Raw genomic sequence first — 13,454 nt, 5'->3', positions numbered from 1 at the left:
GACCGGCGTATCGCGGGACCCGCCGTTACGGTGATGCTATGGCGGGCCGTACCTCTCAAGCGAGCCGGCGACGCGGCGCGTCGCCGCGTGCTGGCGCGAACAGTCGTGCCCGTCAACCGGCGAAGAAGGCCGCCCCGGCGCGGCGTCGCACCACCTCGCGGGGCCCCGGTCCGGCCGCCTACGTCGGTCGCGCGGTCGGGGCACTGTGGATGGGCCTGGCCCACGGCGTCGGCTGGGCGGTACGCGCCGTCGGCCGGCAGGCCGCCTCCGCCCGTGACCTGGACCCGGAGCACCGCCGGGACGGCGCGGGGCTGCTGATGATCGGCCTCGCCCTGCTCAGCGCAGCAGCCCTCTGGTTCTCCGCCGCCGGGCCGGTCGGCGCCCGCCTGGCCGACACGGTCCGGCTCTTCCTCGGCGCCATCTCCGTGGTGGTGCCGGTGCTGCTCGGCATCGGTGCGTGGCGGCTGATGCGCCAGCCCGGTGACCCCGAGCACCGCGGCCGGGGCTGGATCGGCTGGGGTTCCATGCTGATCGCCACCGCCGCGATGCTGCACATCGGTCAGCAGCCGGGTGACCCGGGTGAGCGGGACTTCGCCGGTGGCCTGGTCGGCGCGGGTGTGGGCAGCGTGCTGGAACGGGCGGTCACCGCCTGGGTCGCGGTGCCCCTGCTGATCCTGCTGCTGGTGTTCGGCCTGCTCGTGGTCACCGCGACGCCGATCAACAAGATCCCTGAGCGGCTCGGCCTGCTCGCCGGCAGCGTGATCGGCCAGACCGAACAGGACACCGACGAGCCGGCCGTCACGCCGGCCCGGCGTCGTCCCGCGAAGCGGACCCCGCCGCCGCTCGACCCGGACGACTTCGACGACCCGGGCGATGTGGATCTCCAGGAGACCATCGTCCTGCCGCGCAAGCCGCCGTCGCGGGTGCCCGCGAGCCGCAAGCCGGCCGAGCCGCCGGAGCACTCGCCGGCACCGACCCGGGCCGAACAGCTCGCGCTGACCGGCCTGGCCGGCGACTACACCCTGCCACCGGCGAACATGCTCGGCAGCGGGGCCGCGCCGAAGACCCGCAGCAAGGCCAACGACGAGGTGATCGCCGCACTCACCGGCGTCTTCGAACAGTTCGATGTGGACGCCGCGGTGACCGGCTTCACCCGAGGGCCGACGGTCACCCGCTACGAGGTCGAGCTGGGCCACGGCGTCAAGGTCGAGCGGATCACCCAGCTCTCCCGCAACATCGCGTACGCGGTGAAGTCGCCGGACGTCCGCATCCTCAGTCCGATTCCGGGCAAGAGCGCCGTCGGCGTGGAGATCCCGAACACCGACCCGGAGAACGTGGCCCTCGGCGACGTGTTGCGTTCCCGCGCCGCGACCAGCGACCACCATCCGATGGTGGTCGCTCTCGGCAAGGACATCGAGGGCGGCTACGTGGTGGCCAACCTGGCGAAGATGCCGCACATCCTGATCGCGGGCGCCACCGGCGCGGGCAAGTCGAGCTGCCTCAACTCGCTGCTCGTGTCCATCCTGACCCGGGCAACGCCGGACGAGGTGCGGCTGCTGCTGATCGACCCGAAGCGGGTCGAGATGACCGGCTACGAGGGCATCCCGCACCTGGTCACGCCGATCGTGACAAACGCGAAGAAGGCCGCCGACTCGCTGGAGTGGGTGGTCCGCGAGATGGACATGCGCTACGACGACCTGGCGGCCAACGGCGTCCGGCACATCGACGACTTCAACCGCAAGGTGCGCAACGGTGAGATCAAGGCGCCGCCGGGCAGCGAGCGGGAGATCCGGCCGTACCCGTACCTGCTGGTGATCGTCGACGAGTTGGCCGACCTGATGATGGTCGCCCCCCGTGACGTGGAGGACTCCGTCGTCCGGATCACGCAGCTCGCCCGGGCCGCCGGCATCCACCTGGTGCTGGCCACCCAGCGGCCGAGCGTGGACGTGGTGACCGGCCTGATCAAGGCCAACGTGCCGTCCCGCCTGGCGTTCGCCACCTCGTCGCTGGCCGACTCCCGGGTCATCCTCGACCAGCCGGGCGCGGAGAAGTTGCTGGGCCGCGGCGACGGGCTGTTCCTGCCGATGGGCGCCTCGAAGCCGATCCGTATCCAGGGCGCCTGGGTCACCGAGCGCGAGATCAACGACGTGGTGAAGTTCTGCAAGGACCAGCGCGAACCGGAGTTCCGACCGGACGTGCTGGCTCCCGCGCAGGACAGCAAGAAGAAGATCGACGAGGACATCGGCGACGACCTGGACCTGCTGGTGCAGGCGGTCGAACTGGTGGTCACCTCGCAGTTCGGCTCGACCTCGATGCTTCAGCGCAAGCTGCGGGTCGGCTTCGCCAAGGCGGGCCGGCTGATGGACCTGATGGAGACCCGGGGCGTGGTCGGCCCCTCGGAAGGCTCCAAGGCCCGCGACGTGCTTGTCAAACCGGACGAGTTGGAAGAGGTCCTGGCGGGCCTGCGCGGCGACGAGGACTGACCGCCGGCAGACACGGTACGGGCCCGCCGCGTGCTGCGGCGGGCCCGTCGTGCTGGTGGGTCAGAGCGCGCTGAGGATCAACATGCTGAGCAGCATGGCGACCACGTTGGCGCCGGCGGCGTACCAGCCGAGTGGCTTGTCGCCGAGCACCGCGCCGACGACACCGAGGACCAGACCGATGACTCCGAAGAGGATCGGATTGAGCAGCAACGCGAGAACCGCGCACACGAAGCCCACGATGGTGCAGATGCGGGCGGCGCTGGTCGAACGAACGGTGCTGGTGGCCATGTCTGCCTCCGGATGGTGAGTCTGCGTCTGCCGTCCGGTCTCTACCCACTGGTGCGGTTCGTCACGCCCCCGGTGCCGAGGCTCAGTGGTAGATCTTCAGGCCGACCACCCCGGCGACCACCAGCAGCAGGCAGAGGATCCGGGGCAGGCTTGTCGACTCGCCCAGCGCGAGCATCCCCACCAGGGCGGTACCGGTCGCGCCGATGCCGACCCAGACCGCGTACCCGGTGCCGACGGGGATCTCCCGCAGCGCGTACGCCAGTCCGCCCATGCTCAGCACCAGCGTGACCGCGAAGATCGCGGAGGGGAGGGGACGGGTGAAGCCGGCGCTGCGGTCCAGGGCGATCGCCCACGCCGTTTCCAGCAGTCCGGAGAGCACCAGCACGATCCAGGCCATCGGGGTCACCTTTCGCGGTCGCCCGGGCCACCTGGCACGGGACGAGTCGGGTCCTTGCACGGGGCGTCTTGGCCTGACCGGGTACGCCCACGACTCGTCCGGGGGACCCTCGCGGGCCACCGGGACCGACCGTAGCACCGGGGGAAGCCGCGGCTCGGGTGAGGCCGATCACCTCGGGTGGACCTCAACCTTGCTTGACGTTGCACGATGGGGGGCATGACCCTGCTCATCTCCGATCCGCAGGTCGCTGCCGCGCTTGACGCACCGGCCACCGTGGACGCCATGCGCCGGGCTCTGCTGGCCGCGTACGACGGGCGGCTGGTGGCCCCGCCCCGGGCCGCCGCGCCGCTGGGCGGGGGCCGGATGGTGCTCACCGCCGGGCACCTGACCGGACAGTGGTACGGCTACCGGTCGTACGACACCTTCGGTCACCCGGGAGCCGAGCAGGTGGTGGTGCTGCACGACGGGCAGACCGGCGCGGTGCGGGCGGTGGCCGTGGGGGAGGAGTTGGGGTCCCGGCGTACCGGCGGGTTGGGTGGGGTCGCGGTGGACGCGCTGGCCCGCCCGGACGCCGGCACCCTCGGGGTGATCGGCGCCGGCGGTCAGGCGTGGACCCAGGTCTGGGCGGCCGCCGCCGTACGCCCGCTGCGTGAGGTCACCGTGTTCAGCCGTTCGGCGGCCCGGCGGACCACGTTCGCCGACCGGGTCCGCACCGAGCTGGGTGTCCCGGCCCGTGCCGTGGACACCGCCCGCGCGGCGGTGCGTGACCGCGACGTGGTGGTGCTCGCCACCACCAGCCCGACACCGGTGCTGGACGCCGCCGACCTCGCCCCGGGCACCCACGTCAACGCGGTCGGCTTCAAACAGCGCGACCGGGCCGAATTCGGCACCGATCTCCTCGACGCCGCCGCTGTGCTGGTCACCGACTCACCGGCGCAGGCCGGGGCGTACGTGCCACCGATGCTGGCCGCCGAGGCGCCGTACGCCTCGCGGTTGCGCGACCTGGGAGCGGTGCTGGCCGGCGCCGCGCCCGGCCGCACCGACGCGAACCAGGTCTCGGTCTTCTGCTCGGTCGGCCTGGCCGGCACCGAAGTGTTCCTGCTCGACCAGGTGGTCCGGGCCCTCGCCCCGGCCGTCCCGACCTGATCCGCCCCGTCCAACCCGTTGGACGCCCCGCCCCACCTGGTGGACAGCGTGCCCAACCCGTTGGACGGCGCGCCCGCCCCGCCGGGCCGGGCGCGGCGGCCCGGTACCCTCGGATGGTGTCTGCCACCTCTTCTGACGGTCGCCGTGTCGCCCTGCTGACCCTGGGCTGTGCCCGTAACGAGGTCGACTCGGAGGAGTTGGCCGCCCGCCTGCACGCCGACGGCTGGCAGGTGACCACCGACGGCGAGGGCGCCGACGTGGTGGTGGTCAACACCTGCGGCTTCGTGGAGAAGGCCAAGCAGGACTCCATCCAGACGCTGCTGGCCGCCGCCGACACCGGCGCGAAGGTGGTCGCCGCGGGCTGCATGGCCGAGCGGTACGGCCGGGAGTTGGCCGACAGCCTGCCCGAGGCCCAGGCGGTGCTCAGCTTCGACGACTACCCGCAGATCGCGGCCCGGCTGGACGCGGTGGTCGAGGGCCGCGAGTTCACCGCGCACACCCCCCGCGACCGGCGTGAGCTGCTGCCGTTGACCCCGGTCGCCCGCCGGGACAGCGCGGTGTCGCTGCCCGGGCACGGCCGAGGGGCCGACGTCGACGAGCACACCCCCGCGCATCTGCGCCCGGTGCTGCGTCGCCGGCTCGACAGCGGGCCGGTGGCCTCGCTCAAGCTGGCCAGCGGCTGCGACCGTCGCTGCGCGTTCTGCGCCATCCCGGCCTTCCGCGGCGCCTTCGTCTCCCGTACCCCGGACGAGCTGCTCGCCGAGGCGGAGTGGCTGGCCAAGAGCGGTGTCCGTGAACTGGTGCTGGTCAGCGAGAACTCCACCTCGTACGGCAAGGATCTGGGTGATCCGCGTGCCCTGGAGAAGCTGCTGCCGCAGCTCGCCGCGATCGACGGCATCGTCCGGGTCCGGGCCAGCTACCTCCAGCCGGCCGAGACCCGCCCCGGCCTGATCGAGGCGATCGCCACCACGCCGGGGGTCGCGCCCTACTTCGACCTGTCGTTCCAGCACTCCAGCGAGCCCGTGCTGCGCCGGATGCGACGCTTCGGCTCCACCGACCGGTTCCTGGAGCTGCTGGCCTCGGCGCGGGAATTGGACCCTCAGGCCGGGGCCCGGAGCAACTTCATCGTCGGGTTCCCCGGCGAGACCCGGGCCGACGTCGACGAACTGGTCCGCTTCCTGACCGAGGCCCGGCTGGACGCGATCGGCATGTTCGACTACAGCGACGAGGACGGCACCGAGGCCGCCGGGCTGCCCGGCAAGGTCTCCGCCGCCACCATCAAGCGTCGGTACGACAAGCTCAGCGCGCTCGCCGACGAGCTGTGCTCGCAGCGTGCCGAGGACCGGCTCGGCACGACAGTCGAGGTGCTTGTCGACTCGATCGAGGGCGACGTCGTCGAGGGACGAGCCGCGCACCAGGCACCGGAAGTCGATGGTTCGACCACCCTCGTCGCGCCCGACGACGGTGGCGTCGACCTGGCCGCGCTTCGCCCGGGTGACCTGGTCCGGGCCACCGTGACCGGCACGGAGGGAGTGGACCTGCTGGCGGTGCCGGATGAGATGATCTCGGCGGCGCCCGGCGCGACACGGTGACGGCGGGCCGAGACGAGAGGGAACGACAGCATGGGGTGCCCGAGCGTGGGCCGATGACCGGCGCGACCGAGTCGACACCGGCTCCGGTGGCGGCCCGGGTGCCGGTGGTGAACGCCGCCAACGGGCTGACCGCCCTGCGGCTGCTGCTCGTACCGGTCTTCGCCGCCTCGGTGATCGTTTCGGGCATGACCCACGCCGGGTGGCAGATCACCGCCTGCCTGATCTTCGCCGTCGCCTCGGCGACGGATCTGGTCGACGGCTGGATCGCCCGCCGGTTCGGGCTGATCACCGCGGTCGGCAAGGTGGCCGATCCGATCGCCGACAAGGCGCTCACCGGTGCCGCCCTGCTGCTGCTGTCCTGGTACGACCGGCTGCCCTGGTGGGTGACCGGGCTCATCCTCGCTCGCGAGCTCGGCATCACGGCCCTGCGGTTCTGGGTGATCCGGCGGGGGGTGATCGCCGCCAGCCGTGGCGGCAAGGTCAAGACCGCCCTGCAGATCCTGGCCATCGTCTGGTACCTGTGGCCGATGCCGGACGGGCTGGCCGTGATCGGTCCCTGGATCATGGGTGCGGCGGTCGTGGTGACGGTCGTCACCGGATTCGACTACATCGCCCAGGCCCTGCGGCTGCGACGCGCTCGCGACTGAGCCGTGCCGCCTCTGCCAGCTGAAATCCCGCCTGGTGGCGAGTAGGAACCGGTCCGGTCGGGAAGGATGCCAGTCGTGGGTGTGAGAGAAGCCGAAGGATCGATGGGCCGCGCGGCGGCCGGCGTGGTGCACCGCCTCACCGAGCGGCGGGAGACCCTGGCCACCGTCGAGTCGCTGACCGGGGGACTGCTGGCCGCCACGATCGTGGAGATCGCCGGGGCGAGCGCCGTCTACCGGGGCGGGCTGGTGGTGTACGCGACCGAGCTGAAGGAGTGGCTGGCGGGCGTACCGGCGCAACTGCTGGCGGAGCGTGGCCCGGTCGACGCCGACGTGGCGGCGGCGCTCGCCGAGGGTGGGCGGCAGCGCTGCGGGGCGAACTGGGGCCTGGCCACCACCGGTGTGGCCGGCCCGGAACCGCAGGACGGCAAGCCGGTCGGGCTGGTCTTCGTCGCGGTCGCCGGCCCCGATGGCACCGAGGTACGCGAGTTGCACCTCGACGGCGGGCGGGACCAGATCCGGGGCGCCTCGGTGACCGAGGCGTTGCGGCTGCTCACCGAGCATGCGCAGCTTTCCGAAGGCGTCACGGCGGCGGCCGGCGGCGGTGGCCGCGGCGGTTACGCAGCGGAGTAGCCGGGCGGGGTGGGATGTCGTGGCGGCCCATAGCGGGTACGGTTGCGGGAAGGCTCCGTCGATCGGAGCCGGTGCCGCCGCCCGGCCGCACGGTCAGGCGTACTCTGTCCCCCAGGGGAGGTGCGATGGTCCTGCTACGCCGGGTGATCGGTGACGCTCTACGGGCGCGCCGGCAGGGGCAGCACCGCACGCTGCGCGAGGTCTCGTCCGCGGCCAACGTCAGCCTGGGTTACCTGTCCGAGATCGAACGCGGCCAGAAGGAACCCTCAAGCGAACTGCTCGCCGCGATCTGCGATGCGCTGGGCGCCCGCCTCTCCGAGTTGCTGCGAGAGGTGAGCGACACCGTGGCGCTCGCCGAGCAGTTGCCCGGTGTGCTCGTGCCCATGCAGGACGAGCCGGCCGAGTCGACCCCGGTCACCGCGACGGTGGGCGCGGCGACGAACCGCTCCGTACGCCAGGTCAGCGCGGACGGTGTCGCGGTCTCGGTGCGTCAGGAGTCCCCGCTCAAGGCGACTCTGCGCAGCACCCGGGTCCGGCCCGCCGACCGCACCGACCGGGACGTGGTCTGCGCCGCCTGAACGCGCGAAGGGCTCAGTGGCGGATGGTCGCGGTGGCGACCGCCGCGTAGGGTTGATCGCATACGTCCCCTCGTCGCCGGTACGGATGTCGTGCTGGTGCTCGGCTGGGACGATGGACCCACCATCGCCGGTGGCCGAGCTGGGCCACCCGACATGGGGGCTGGCGCAGCGACGTTACTGAGGGGATACCGCGGAGATGGCGAACCCGTTCGTCAAGGGTTGGAAGTACCTGATGGCGCTCTTCGGCGCCCGTATCGACGAGCACGCCGATCCCAAGGTGCAGCTCCAACAGGCCATCGACGAGGCGCACCGGCAGCACCAGGCGTTGGTCCAGCAGGCCGCCGCGGTGATCGGCAACCAGCGTCAGCTGGAGATGAAGCTGTCCCGGCAGATGTCCGACGTCGAGCGGTTGCAGAGCAACGCCCGGCAGGCGCTGGTCCTCGCCGACCAGGCCCGGGCCAAGGGTGACGAGGTCGAGGCCGGGCGCTACGAGCAGTCCGCGCAGACGCTGGCCACCCAGCTGGTCTCCGCCGAGCAGGCCGCGGAGGACCTGAAGACGCTGCACGATCAGGCGCTCGCCGCCGCCGGGCAGGCCCGCCGGGCGGTGGAGAACAATTCCATGATCCTCCAGCAGAAGCTGGCCGAGCGCGCCAAGCTGCTCAGCCAGCTTGAGCAGGCCAAGATGCAGGAGAGCGTGGCCGCGTCGTTGGAGTCGATGTCGGCGCTCACCGCGCCCGGCACGACGCCCAGCCTGGACGAGGTCCGCGACCGCATCGAGCGGCGCTACGCCAACGCCATGGGCCGTGCCGAGCTGGCCAGCAACTCGGCCGAGGGGCGGATGTTGGAGATCCAGAAGGCCACCCTGGACACCGCCGGCACCGCCCGGCTGGACCAGATCCGGGCGAGCATGGCCGGTGAGCAGCTCGGTGCCGGCACCGGGCAGGGCGCGGTCGGCGCTCCGCAGCCGGCGACCGCCGACCCGGCCGTCGCCCGACTGGACGAGATCAGGGCGACCATGAATCGGGACCGGGGCACCGGGGACACCAGCGCCGCTGGTTGAGCGGGGGATCGAGGAGGCCACGGTGGCAGCAGACGAACGCACCCGGTACTTCCGGCGGTTGGGCAAGCTGCGCCGCTCCGCGCGTCGGTGGAGCGTCCTGGCCGGTGGGTTCGGCGGCGCGACGGTCATTCTGACTCCGTACGCCGGGATCGGGCTGGCCGACGCGGTCTGGGCCGCCGCTGCGGGCGCCACCACCGCGTTGGCCGCCTGGCGTTGGGTGGACCTGCGGGCGTTGGCCGCCCAGCCGGCTCCGCCCGCCCTCGATCCGGCCCAGGCCGCCGCCCGCAACCGGGCCCGCCTGGTGGCCGCCGTGGAACGGCTGCCCGCCGGTGCCGGGGTGGTGGCCGAGGTGCGCCGGGTCCGTACCCGCACCGCACTGCGCGGCACCAGCGCCGCCGGTCCGTGGGAACGGCTGGACCGGGCCGCCACCACCATGGCCGGGATGACGGACCGACTCACCGGTCTCGCCGAGCCGGCGGTCGCGGAGGCGAGCGTCGCCGAGCAGTCCCTGCGTGAGCTGGCCGACCGGGTCGCCAGCGTGGAGCGCACCCTGCGCCTCGCGCCGGCCGACGCCCGGCCACCGTTGGCCGAGGCGCACCAGGCGCTCACCGGCCAACTGGAGGCCGGCGTGACGGCGTACGAGCGTCTGGTGGTGGCCGCCGCCGGCTACCTCGCCGAGGAGTACCGCCCCCAACTCGAACACCCCGCCGCCACCCGCCTCACGGAGGCCACCGACCTCCTGCACGGCTTCGCCTCCGCCCTCTCCGAACTCCGCCCCCACCCCACCCCCGGAATGCCCCGTTGATCAGGAGGTTTTGGTCTCCAGAGCGACGGGTCCAGACCAAACCTCTTGATCAACACAGGAGGGTTATTCGGGGGTGGTGATGGGGAGGGGTGGGGTGAAGGGAGAGGTGCCGACGACGTTGAACGAGCGGATTCGGTAGTGGTAGGTGACTCCTCGGGCCAGGCCGGTGTTGGTGAAGCCTCGGCCGGTGACGGTGAAGGTGGCCAGGTCGCGGGTGAAGGCGACGTCGAGGGCCCGTTCCACGGTGAAGCCCGCGCCCTGGCTGGCGGGGGTGCTCGCCGCCCAGCTCAACATCACCGTCGCCGTGTCCGGGCCGGGTGTGCTGGTGGCCACGCTCACCGAGGTCGGTACCCCCGGCGCCGGTGGGGTGGTCACCGTGGCCACCGTCGACCAGGGTGAGGCGGCACCCAGGTAGGTGGTGCGTACCCGGTAGTAGTAGGTGGTGTCGGGGGCGACCGCCGGGTCGAGGTGATGGTCGCCGACGCCGATGGCGGTGGTGCCCGGCCCGCTGGTGAAGGTCGGGTTGGTGGCCCGCTGCACGTCGATGCCGGTGGCGAAGGACCGGTTGGCCCAGCGCAGCGCGACGCGCAGCGGCGCGGCCGGTGGGATCGCCGCGGACAGCTTCGTCGGCGCGGTGAGCTGCACCGAGGCCGGGATGCTGTTCGACCAGGCCGAGCAGCCGACCGCGTTCTCGGCCCGGATCCGGTAGTGGTAGGTCACGCCGGGGGTGACTGTGGCGTCGGTGTACCGGGTCGCGGTGGCCGCCACGGTCAGCTCGGTCAGCCCGCTGGTGAACGTCGCGTCGGTGGCGCGTTGCAGCAGATGGCTGGTGGCCGGTGGGCGGCTGCCGTTGCCGGTCCAGGTCAGGTTGATCGCCGGTAGGGCGGTCGCCGAGCCGGGCGCGGCGGTGGCGGTCAGCCCGCTGGGTGCCCGGGGTGACACGCGTACCACGAGAGGGCGGCTCATGCCCTGGTCGCGGTGCCCGCCCGCGCCACTGCACCAGCGGTACTCCCAGCCCAGGTTGACCAACTGGTTGACCACCGAGGCCGGTCGCCCGTCCAGCGGACTGACGGGGGTGGACCCGACCGGCTCACCGACCGGCCGGGTCGGATCGAGCAGCCGTACGCTGTCACCGATCTTGAACGGCAGGGGCGGTGCCTCCGGGCGCAGCGCCAGGATCACGTCCTCGCCGGGGTCGACCCGGACGATCTGTTTCCAGCCCAGCTCCCCTGGATACGGGGGACGGATCGCGCCGTCGCGCCCGACCCGGCCGACCACCTGCACGTCCAGCCCGTCGAAACGCACCGGGTGGCTCTGGCGGCCGGTGCCGCGTACCCGCCACAGTTGGGTGCCGTCGCCCGGCGCGCCGACCGGCACGGCCGGGTCGCTGACGTGCAGCACCTCGGTGGCGGGGTCGGTCGGCCCGAGCGGCAGGACGGTCTCGGTGCGTGGCCCGGCGTGCGGGTGCGCCACCCCGAGCCGCCCGGTGAGGCGGCCGTGCTCGGGCTCGAAGACCTGTCGGACCGCCTTGACCGTCAGCGGCAGGGCAGCCGGTGCGGCGGCACCGGCGGGGGTGAAATCGACCCTGGTGGCGTGCACGGGGATGCGGGTCGCGCCGGCAGTGACGGTGCCGTAGCAGGGGTCGTACGCCGGGTCGGGCACGATCGGGGGGTGTTGGCTGGCCGCGTACGCGGTGGGTAGCCGCTCGCGCAACCGGTTGAGGTCGTACGGCGTGGCCGGGGTGCCCGCCACCCGGATCTGCAGCAGGGTCCGGGTGTTCGGGCCGTAGCCGGCGACGGACGGCGGCGCGCCACCCTCGGCGGTACGGTCGGGTGCGCCGGTGTGGTGGTCGTAGCGGGGGTCGAAGGCGGGAAACGGCGCGGGGCAGTCGTTGTAGAGGATCAGCGTGCTGCCCGGGGCGACGGTGGCGAAGTCCACAAGCACGTCGGCCCGTTCACCGGGGGCGAGCAGCAGCGCGTGCCCGTCGACGTTGAGCACGGCCGGATCCCGTCGGTCGTAGCGGAACCCGACCGGCCGGTTGGGGATCACCACGGGGGCCGGCAACAGGCCGCACTCGTTGCCGATCCGGATCAGCTCGGGTCCGCCGGCGTCCGGGTCGGGCACCCCGCCGGGTCGACCGTCGGTGGGCCAGCCCGCCGGACGCCCCGGTGCCCGTACCGCGTCGACCATCGGCACCTCACCGGCGTCGGCGTCGACGAGCTGACCCTCGGGCGTCCACATCGGCTCGTCCGAGCCGGCCCGGTACAGCTGGAGGTTGAGCCAGCGGTCGGTGCAGGCGTTGAGGATCCGCCACCGGTACACCCGGGGTTCGACCTCCAGGTACGGGTAGGCGGCGCCGTTGACCAGCACGGTGTCGCCGTACGTGCCGGGCACCGCGCTGGGATGCGGCACGCCCGGCATCTCCGGCGGCTCGTCCGGCTCGGTGACGGGGTCGTGGCGCGGGTTGGGCACCGCCGCCGCGTCCGACCCGGCAGCCGGCACGGTACGGGACCACGGGCCGTAGTCCCAGCGGCCGGTCGGGTTGCGGCCGTCGGGTTGGTACGGGTTCTGTCGGGGTTGGTAGACGTGCGGGTGCCAGAGGCTGCCCCGGGCTCCCCAACGGTGCCGGTCCCAGGTCGGGTCCTGCGCGGCGAGCTGGGCGTCGTCCGGTACGAAAGTCTTGTCCTCGAAGACGAGGGGCAACTGCTCGTCGGGCAGCACCCCGTCGGCGACCAGCCGATCCTCCGCCTCGTCGGTGAGCAGGAACAGCGCTATCTGTCCGGAATAGATGGTCAGCCGGGACAGTCCGACGGTGTTGTCGTGGAACCACAGCAGCCGGGCACTCTGCTCGTTCGGGTAGTAGAGCGTGGTGGCACCCGGCCCCGGCGGCGGCATGTCGGGCACCGGAGTCAGGCCGACGCCTGTCGGGTAGGGAGTGATCTCACCGGCGGGCGTGATCCACTGGTACGGGTTGCCGGCGCTGATCCAACCGGTGTGCGCCCCGGCCAGGTGCAGTACCGCCCGGTTCTGCGGGTACGGCGCCGGGCCGCCGAGCGGACCCTCGCCCGCTGCGGGCACGGTCGGATCCACCGGCAGGAAGAGTTCACCGGCCGGGCCGGCCGGCAGCTGATTGATGAACTTGATCCGCACCGGTCGGCCCCGGCGGGCCAGGACGACCGGGCCGAGGTGCCACGCACGCGACGGCGGGGCGACGGTGTTGTGACCGTCGCTGTCGGTGCCCAGATTCAGCTGTCGGTAGCCGCGCAGCCGGGTCGCCGGCAGGTCCTGGTGCAGCCGTTGGGTGTACTCGGTCAGCCCGATCTCGTAGTAGTCGCAGCCGGGGTGACTGATGGTGTCCGGCACCGCGACGGGCAGCTCCGCCCCGAGGGGGGTACGCCCCAACGCGCCGAGGCCGGGCAGTGGGTCGACGAACTTGCGGATGCCGGTGCCGGTCACCACCGCGCCGGTGGAGTCGAGGGCCGGCAGGGGGCTGTAGGCGTGGTTCGGCACCGGGCCGAAGCAGCGTGGTGCCGCCGCCGGGTCCAGGCTCGCCGGTGCGGGGGTGCCGGCCGCTTCGGGTACGGCCGTGACGTCGGTGACCGCCGCCGGGCCGGTGCGAGCACTGGGGACGGTCGGGGACGAGCTTCGGTCACTGCGGGTGGCACGGTCGAGCCAGGTCGACCGGAGTCTACGGAACACGGCCATGGCTCTCCCGGTGATCGGGGCGCGGCGGCCACCACCCCGACGTGGTCGGCCACATCGCGCTGCGTTGACTATCCGTGAGCGCTCAACCGCAGCATGCGACGTGACCTGCCGGTTAAGGAAGTA

Annotated in this window: 11 protein-coding genes and 1 riboswitch; of the genes, 8 read left to right on the top strand and 3 right to left on the bottom strand. The window is 72.7% G+C overall.

Annotation, left to right across the window (positions count from 1 at the left end):
• Positions 1-38: 38 nt before the first annotated feature.
• Entirely contained in the window at positions 39-2,483 is a 2,445-nt protein-coding gene (locus EG812_RS10650; protein WP_043720003.1) for a DNA translocase FtsK, read from the top strand.
• A gap of 60 nt (positions 2,484-2,543) precedes the next feature.
• Here EG812_RS10650 and EG812_RS10645 read toward each other — a convergent pair whose 3' ends face one another.
• Complete coding sequence (locus EG812_RS10645; RefSeq protein WP_013732200.1) at positions 2,544-2,771, bottom strand: hypothetical protein; 228 nt, start codon at positions 2,769-2,771, stop codon at positions 2,544-2,546.
• Positions 2,772-2,853: 82 nt separating this feature from the next.
• Complete coding sequence (locus EG812_RS10640; protein WP_013732201.1) at positions 2,854-3,168, bottom strand: DMT family transporter; 315 nt, start codon at positions 3,166-3,168, stop codon at positions 2,854-2,856.
• Between the two features lie 57 nt (positions 3,169-3,225).
• Positions 3,226-3,291, bottom strand: a riboswitch (guanidine-III (ykkC-III) riboswitch).
• 93 nt (positions 3,292-3,384) lie between these two features.
• Between EG812_RS10640 and EG812_RS10635 the strand changes: the two genes are divergently transcribed.
• From EG812_RS10635 to pspM, 7 genes are all read left to right on the top strand, one after another.
• Positions 3,385-4,314, top strand: a complete 930-nt coding sequence (locus EG812_RS10635; RefSeq protein ID WP_126711481.1) for an ornithine cyclodeaminase family protein — start codon at positions 3,385-3,387, stop codon at positions 4,312-4,314.
• 113 nt (positions 4,315-4,427) lie between these two features.
• A complete protein-coding gene (gene rimO, locus EG812_RS10630) occupies positions 4,428-5,906 on the top strand; it encodes a 30S ribosomal protein S12 methylthiotransferase RimO (protein ID WP_013732203.1) in 1,479 nt (492 codons plus the stop codon).
• Between the two features lie 53 nt (positions 5,907-5,959).
• Positions 5,960-6,553 carry a CDP-diacylglycerol--glycerol-3-phosphate 3-phosphatidyltransferase gene (gene pgsA / locus EG812_RS10625; protein WP_043720008.1) on the top strand — a complete coding sequence of 198 codons (594 nt, stop codon included), beginning with the start codon at positions 5,960-5,962 and terminating at the stop codon, positions 6,551-6,553.
• A 102-nt stretch (positions 6,554-6,655) separates the two neighbouring features.
• Positions 6,656-7,183, top strand: coding sequence for a CinA family protein (locus EG812_RS10620; protein ID WP_126711697.1), 528 nt, complete (start codon positions 6,656-6,658; stop codon positions 7,181-7,183).
• A 125-nt stretch (positions 7,184-7,308) separates the two neighbouring features.
• Complete coding sequence (locus EG812_RS10615; RefSeq protein ID WP_013732206.1) at positions 7,309-7,761, top strand: helix-turn-helix domain-containing protein; 453 nt, start codon at positions 7,309-7,311, stop codon at positions 7,759-7,761.
• Positions 7,762-7,957: 196 nt separating this feature from the next.
• Entirely contained in the window at positions 7,958-8,821 is an 864-nt protein-coding gene (locus tag EG812_RS10610; protein ID WP_013732207.1) for a PspA/IM30 family protein, read from the top strand.
• 22 nt (positions 8,822-8,843) lie between these two features.
• Positions 8,844-9,626 carry a phage shock envelope stress response protein PspM gene (gene pspM, locus EG812_RS10605; RefSeq protein ID WP_126711480.1) on the top strand — a complete coding sequence of 261 codons (783 nt, stop codon included), beginning with the start codon at positions 8,844-8,846 and terminating at the stop codon, positions 9,624-9,626.
• Positions 9,627-9,689: 63 nt separating this feature from the next.
• Here pspM and EG812_RS10600 read toward each other — a convergent pair whose 3' ends face one another.
• Positions 9,690-13,331 (bottom strand): hypothetical protein, encoded by a 3,642-nt coding sequence (locus EG812_RS10600; RefSeq protein WP_126711479.1) that lies wholly within the window; start codon positions 13,329-13,331, stop codon positions 9,690-9,692.
• Between the last annotated feature and the right edge of the window lie 123 nt (positions 13,332-13,454).

Origin of the sequence: Verrucosispora sp. FIM060022 (genome assembly GCF_003977705.1) — a bacterium.
GTDB classification, from domain to species: Bacteria; Actinomycetota; Actinomycetes; order Mycobacteriales; family Micromonosporaceae; genus Micromonospora; species Micromonospora gifhornensis.
The sequence above is the reverse complement of the archived record's forward strand: the minus strand, read 5'-3'. Positions and strand labels throughout refer to the sequence as shown.

What these genes read in the sequence shown, in the direction of transcription:
- EG812_RS10610 (WP_013732207.1), top strand. Translation starts at nt 7,958, where the DNA reads ATGGCGAACCCGTTCGTCAAGGGTTGGAAGTACCTGATGGCGCTCTTC.
- EG812_RS10620 (WP_126711697.1), top strand. Translation starts at nt 6,656, where the DNA reads ATGGGCCGCGCGGCGGCCGGCGTGGTGCACCGCCTCACCGAGCGGCGG.
- rimO (WP_013732203.1), top strand. Translation starts at nt 4,428, where the DNA reads ATGGTGTCTGCCACCTCTTCTGACGGTCGCCGTGTCGCCCTGCTGACC.
- EG812_RS10645 (WP_013732200.1), bottom strand. Translation starts at nt 2,771, where the DNA reads ATGGCCACCAGCACCGTTCGTTCGACCAGCGCCGCCCGCATCTGCACC.
- EG812_RS10615 (WP_013732206.1), top strand. Translation starts at nt 7,309, where the DNA reads ATGGTCCTGCTACGCCGGGTGATCGGTGACGCTCTACGGGCGCGCCGG.
- EG812_RS10640 (WP_013732201.1), bottom strand. Translation starts at nt 3,168, where the DNA reads ATGGCCTGGATCGTGCTGGTGCTCTCCGGACTGCTGGAAACGGCGTGG.
- pgsA (WP_043720008.1), top strand. Translation starts at nt 5,960, where the DNA reads ATGACCGGCGCGACCGAGTCGACACCGGCTCCGGTGGCGGCCCGGGTG.
- EG812_RS10600 (WP_126711479.1), bottom strand. Translation starts at nt 13,331, where the DNA reads ATGGCCGTGTTCCGTAGACTCCGGTCGACCTGGCTCGACCGTGCCACC.
- EG812_RS10635 (WP_126711481.1), top strand. Translation starts at nt 3,385, where the DNA reads ATGACCCTGCTCATCTCCGATCCGCAGGTCGCTGCCGCGCTTGACGCA.
- EG812_RS10650 (WP_043720003.1), top strand. Translation starts at nt 39, where the DNA reads ATGGCGGGCCGTACCTCTCAAGCGAGCCGGCGACGCGGCGCGTCGCCG.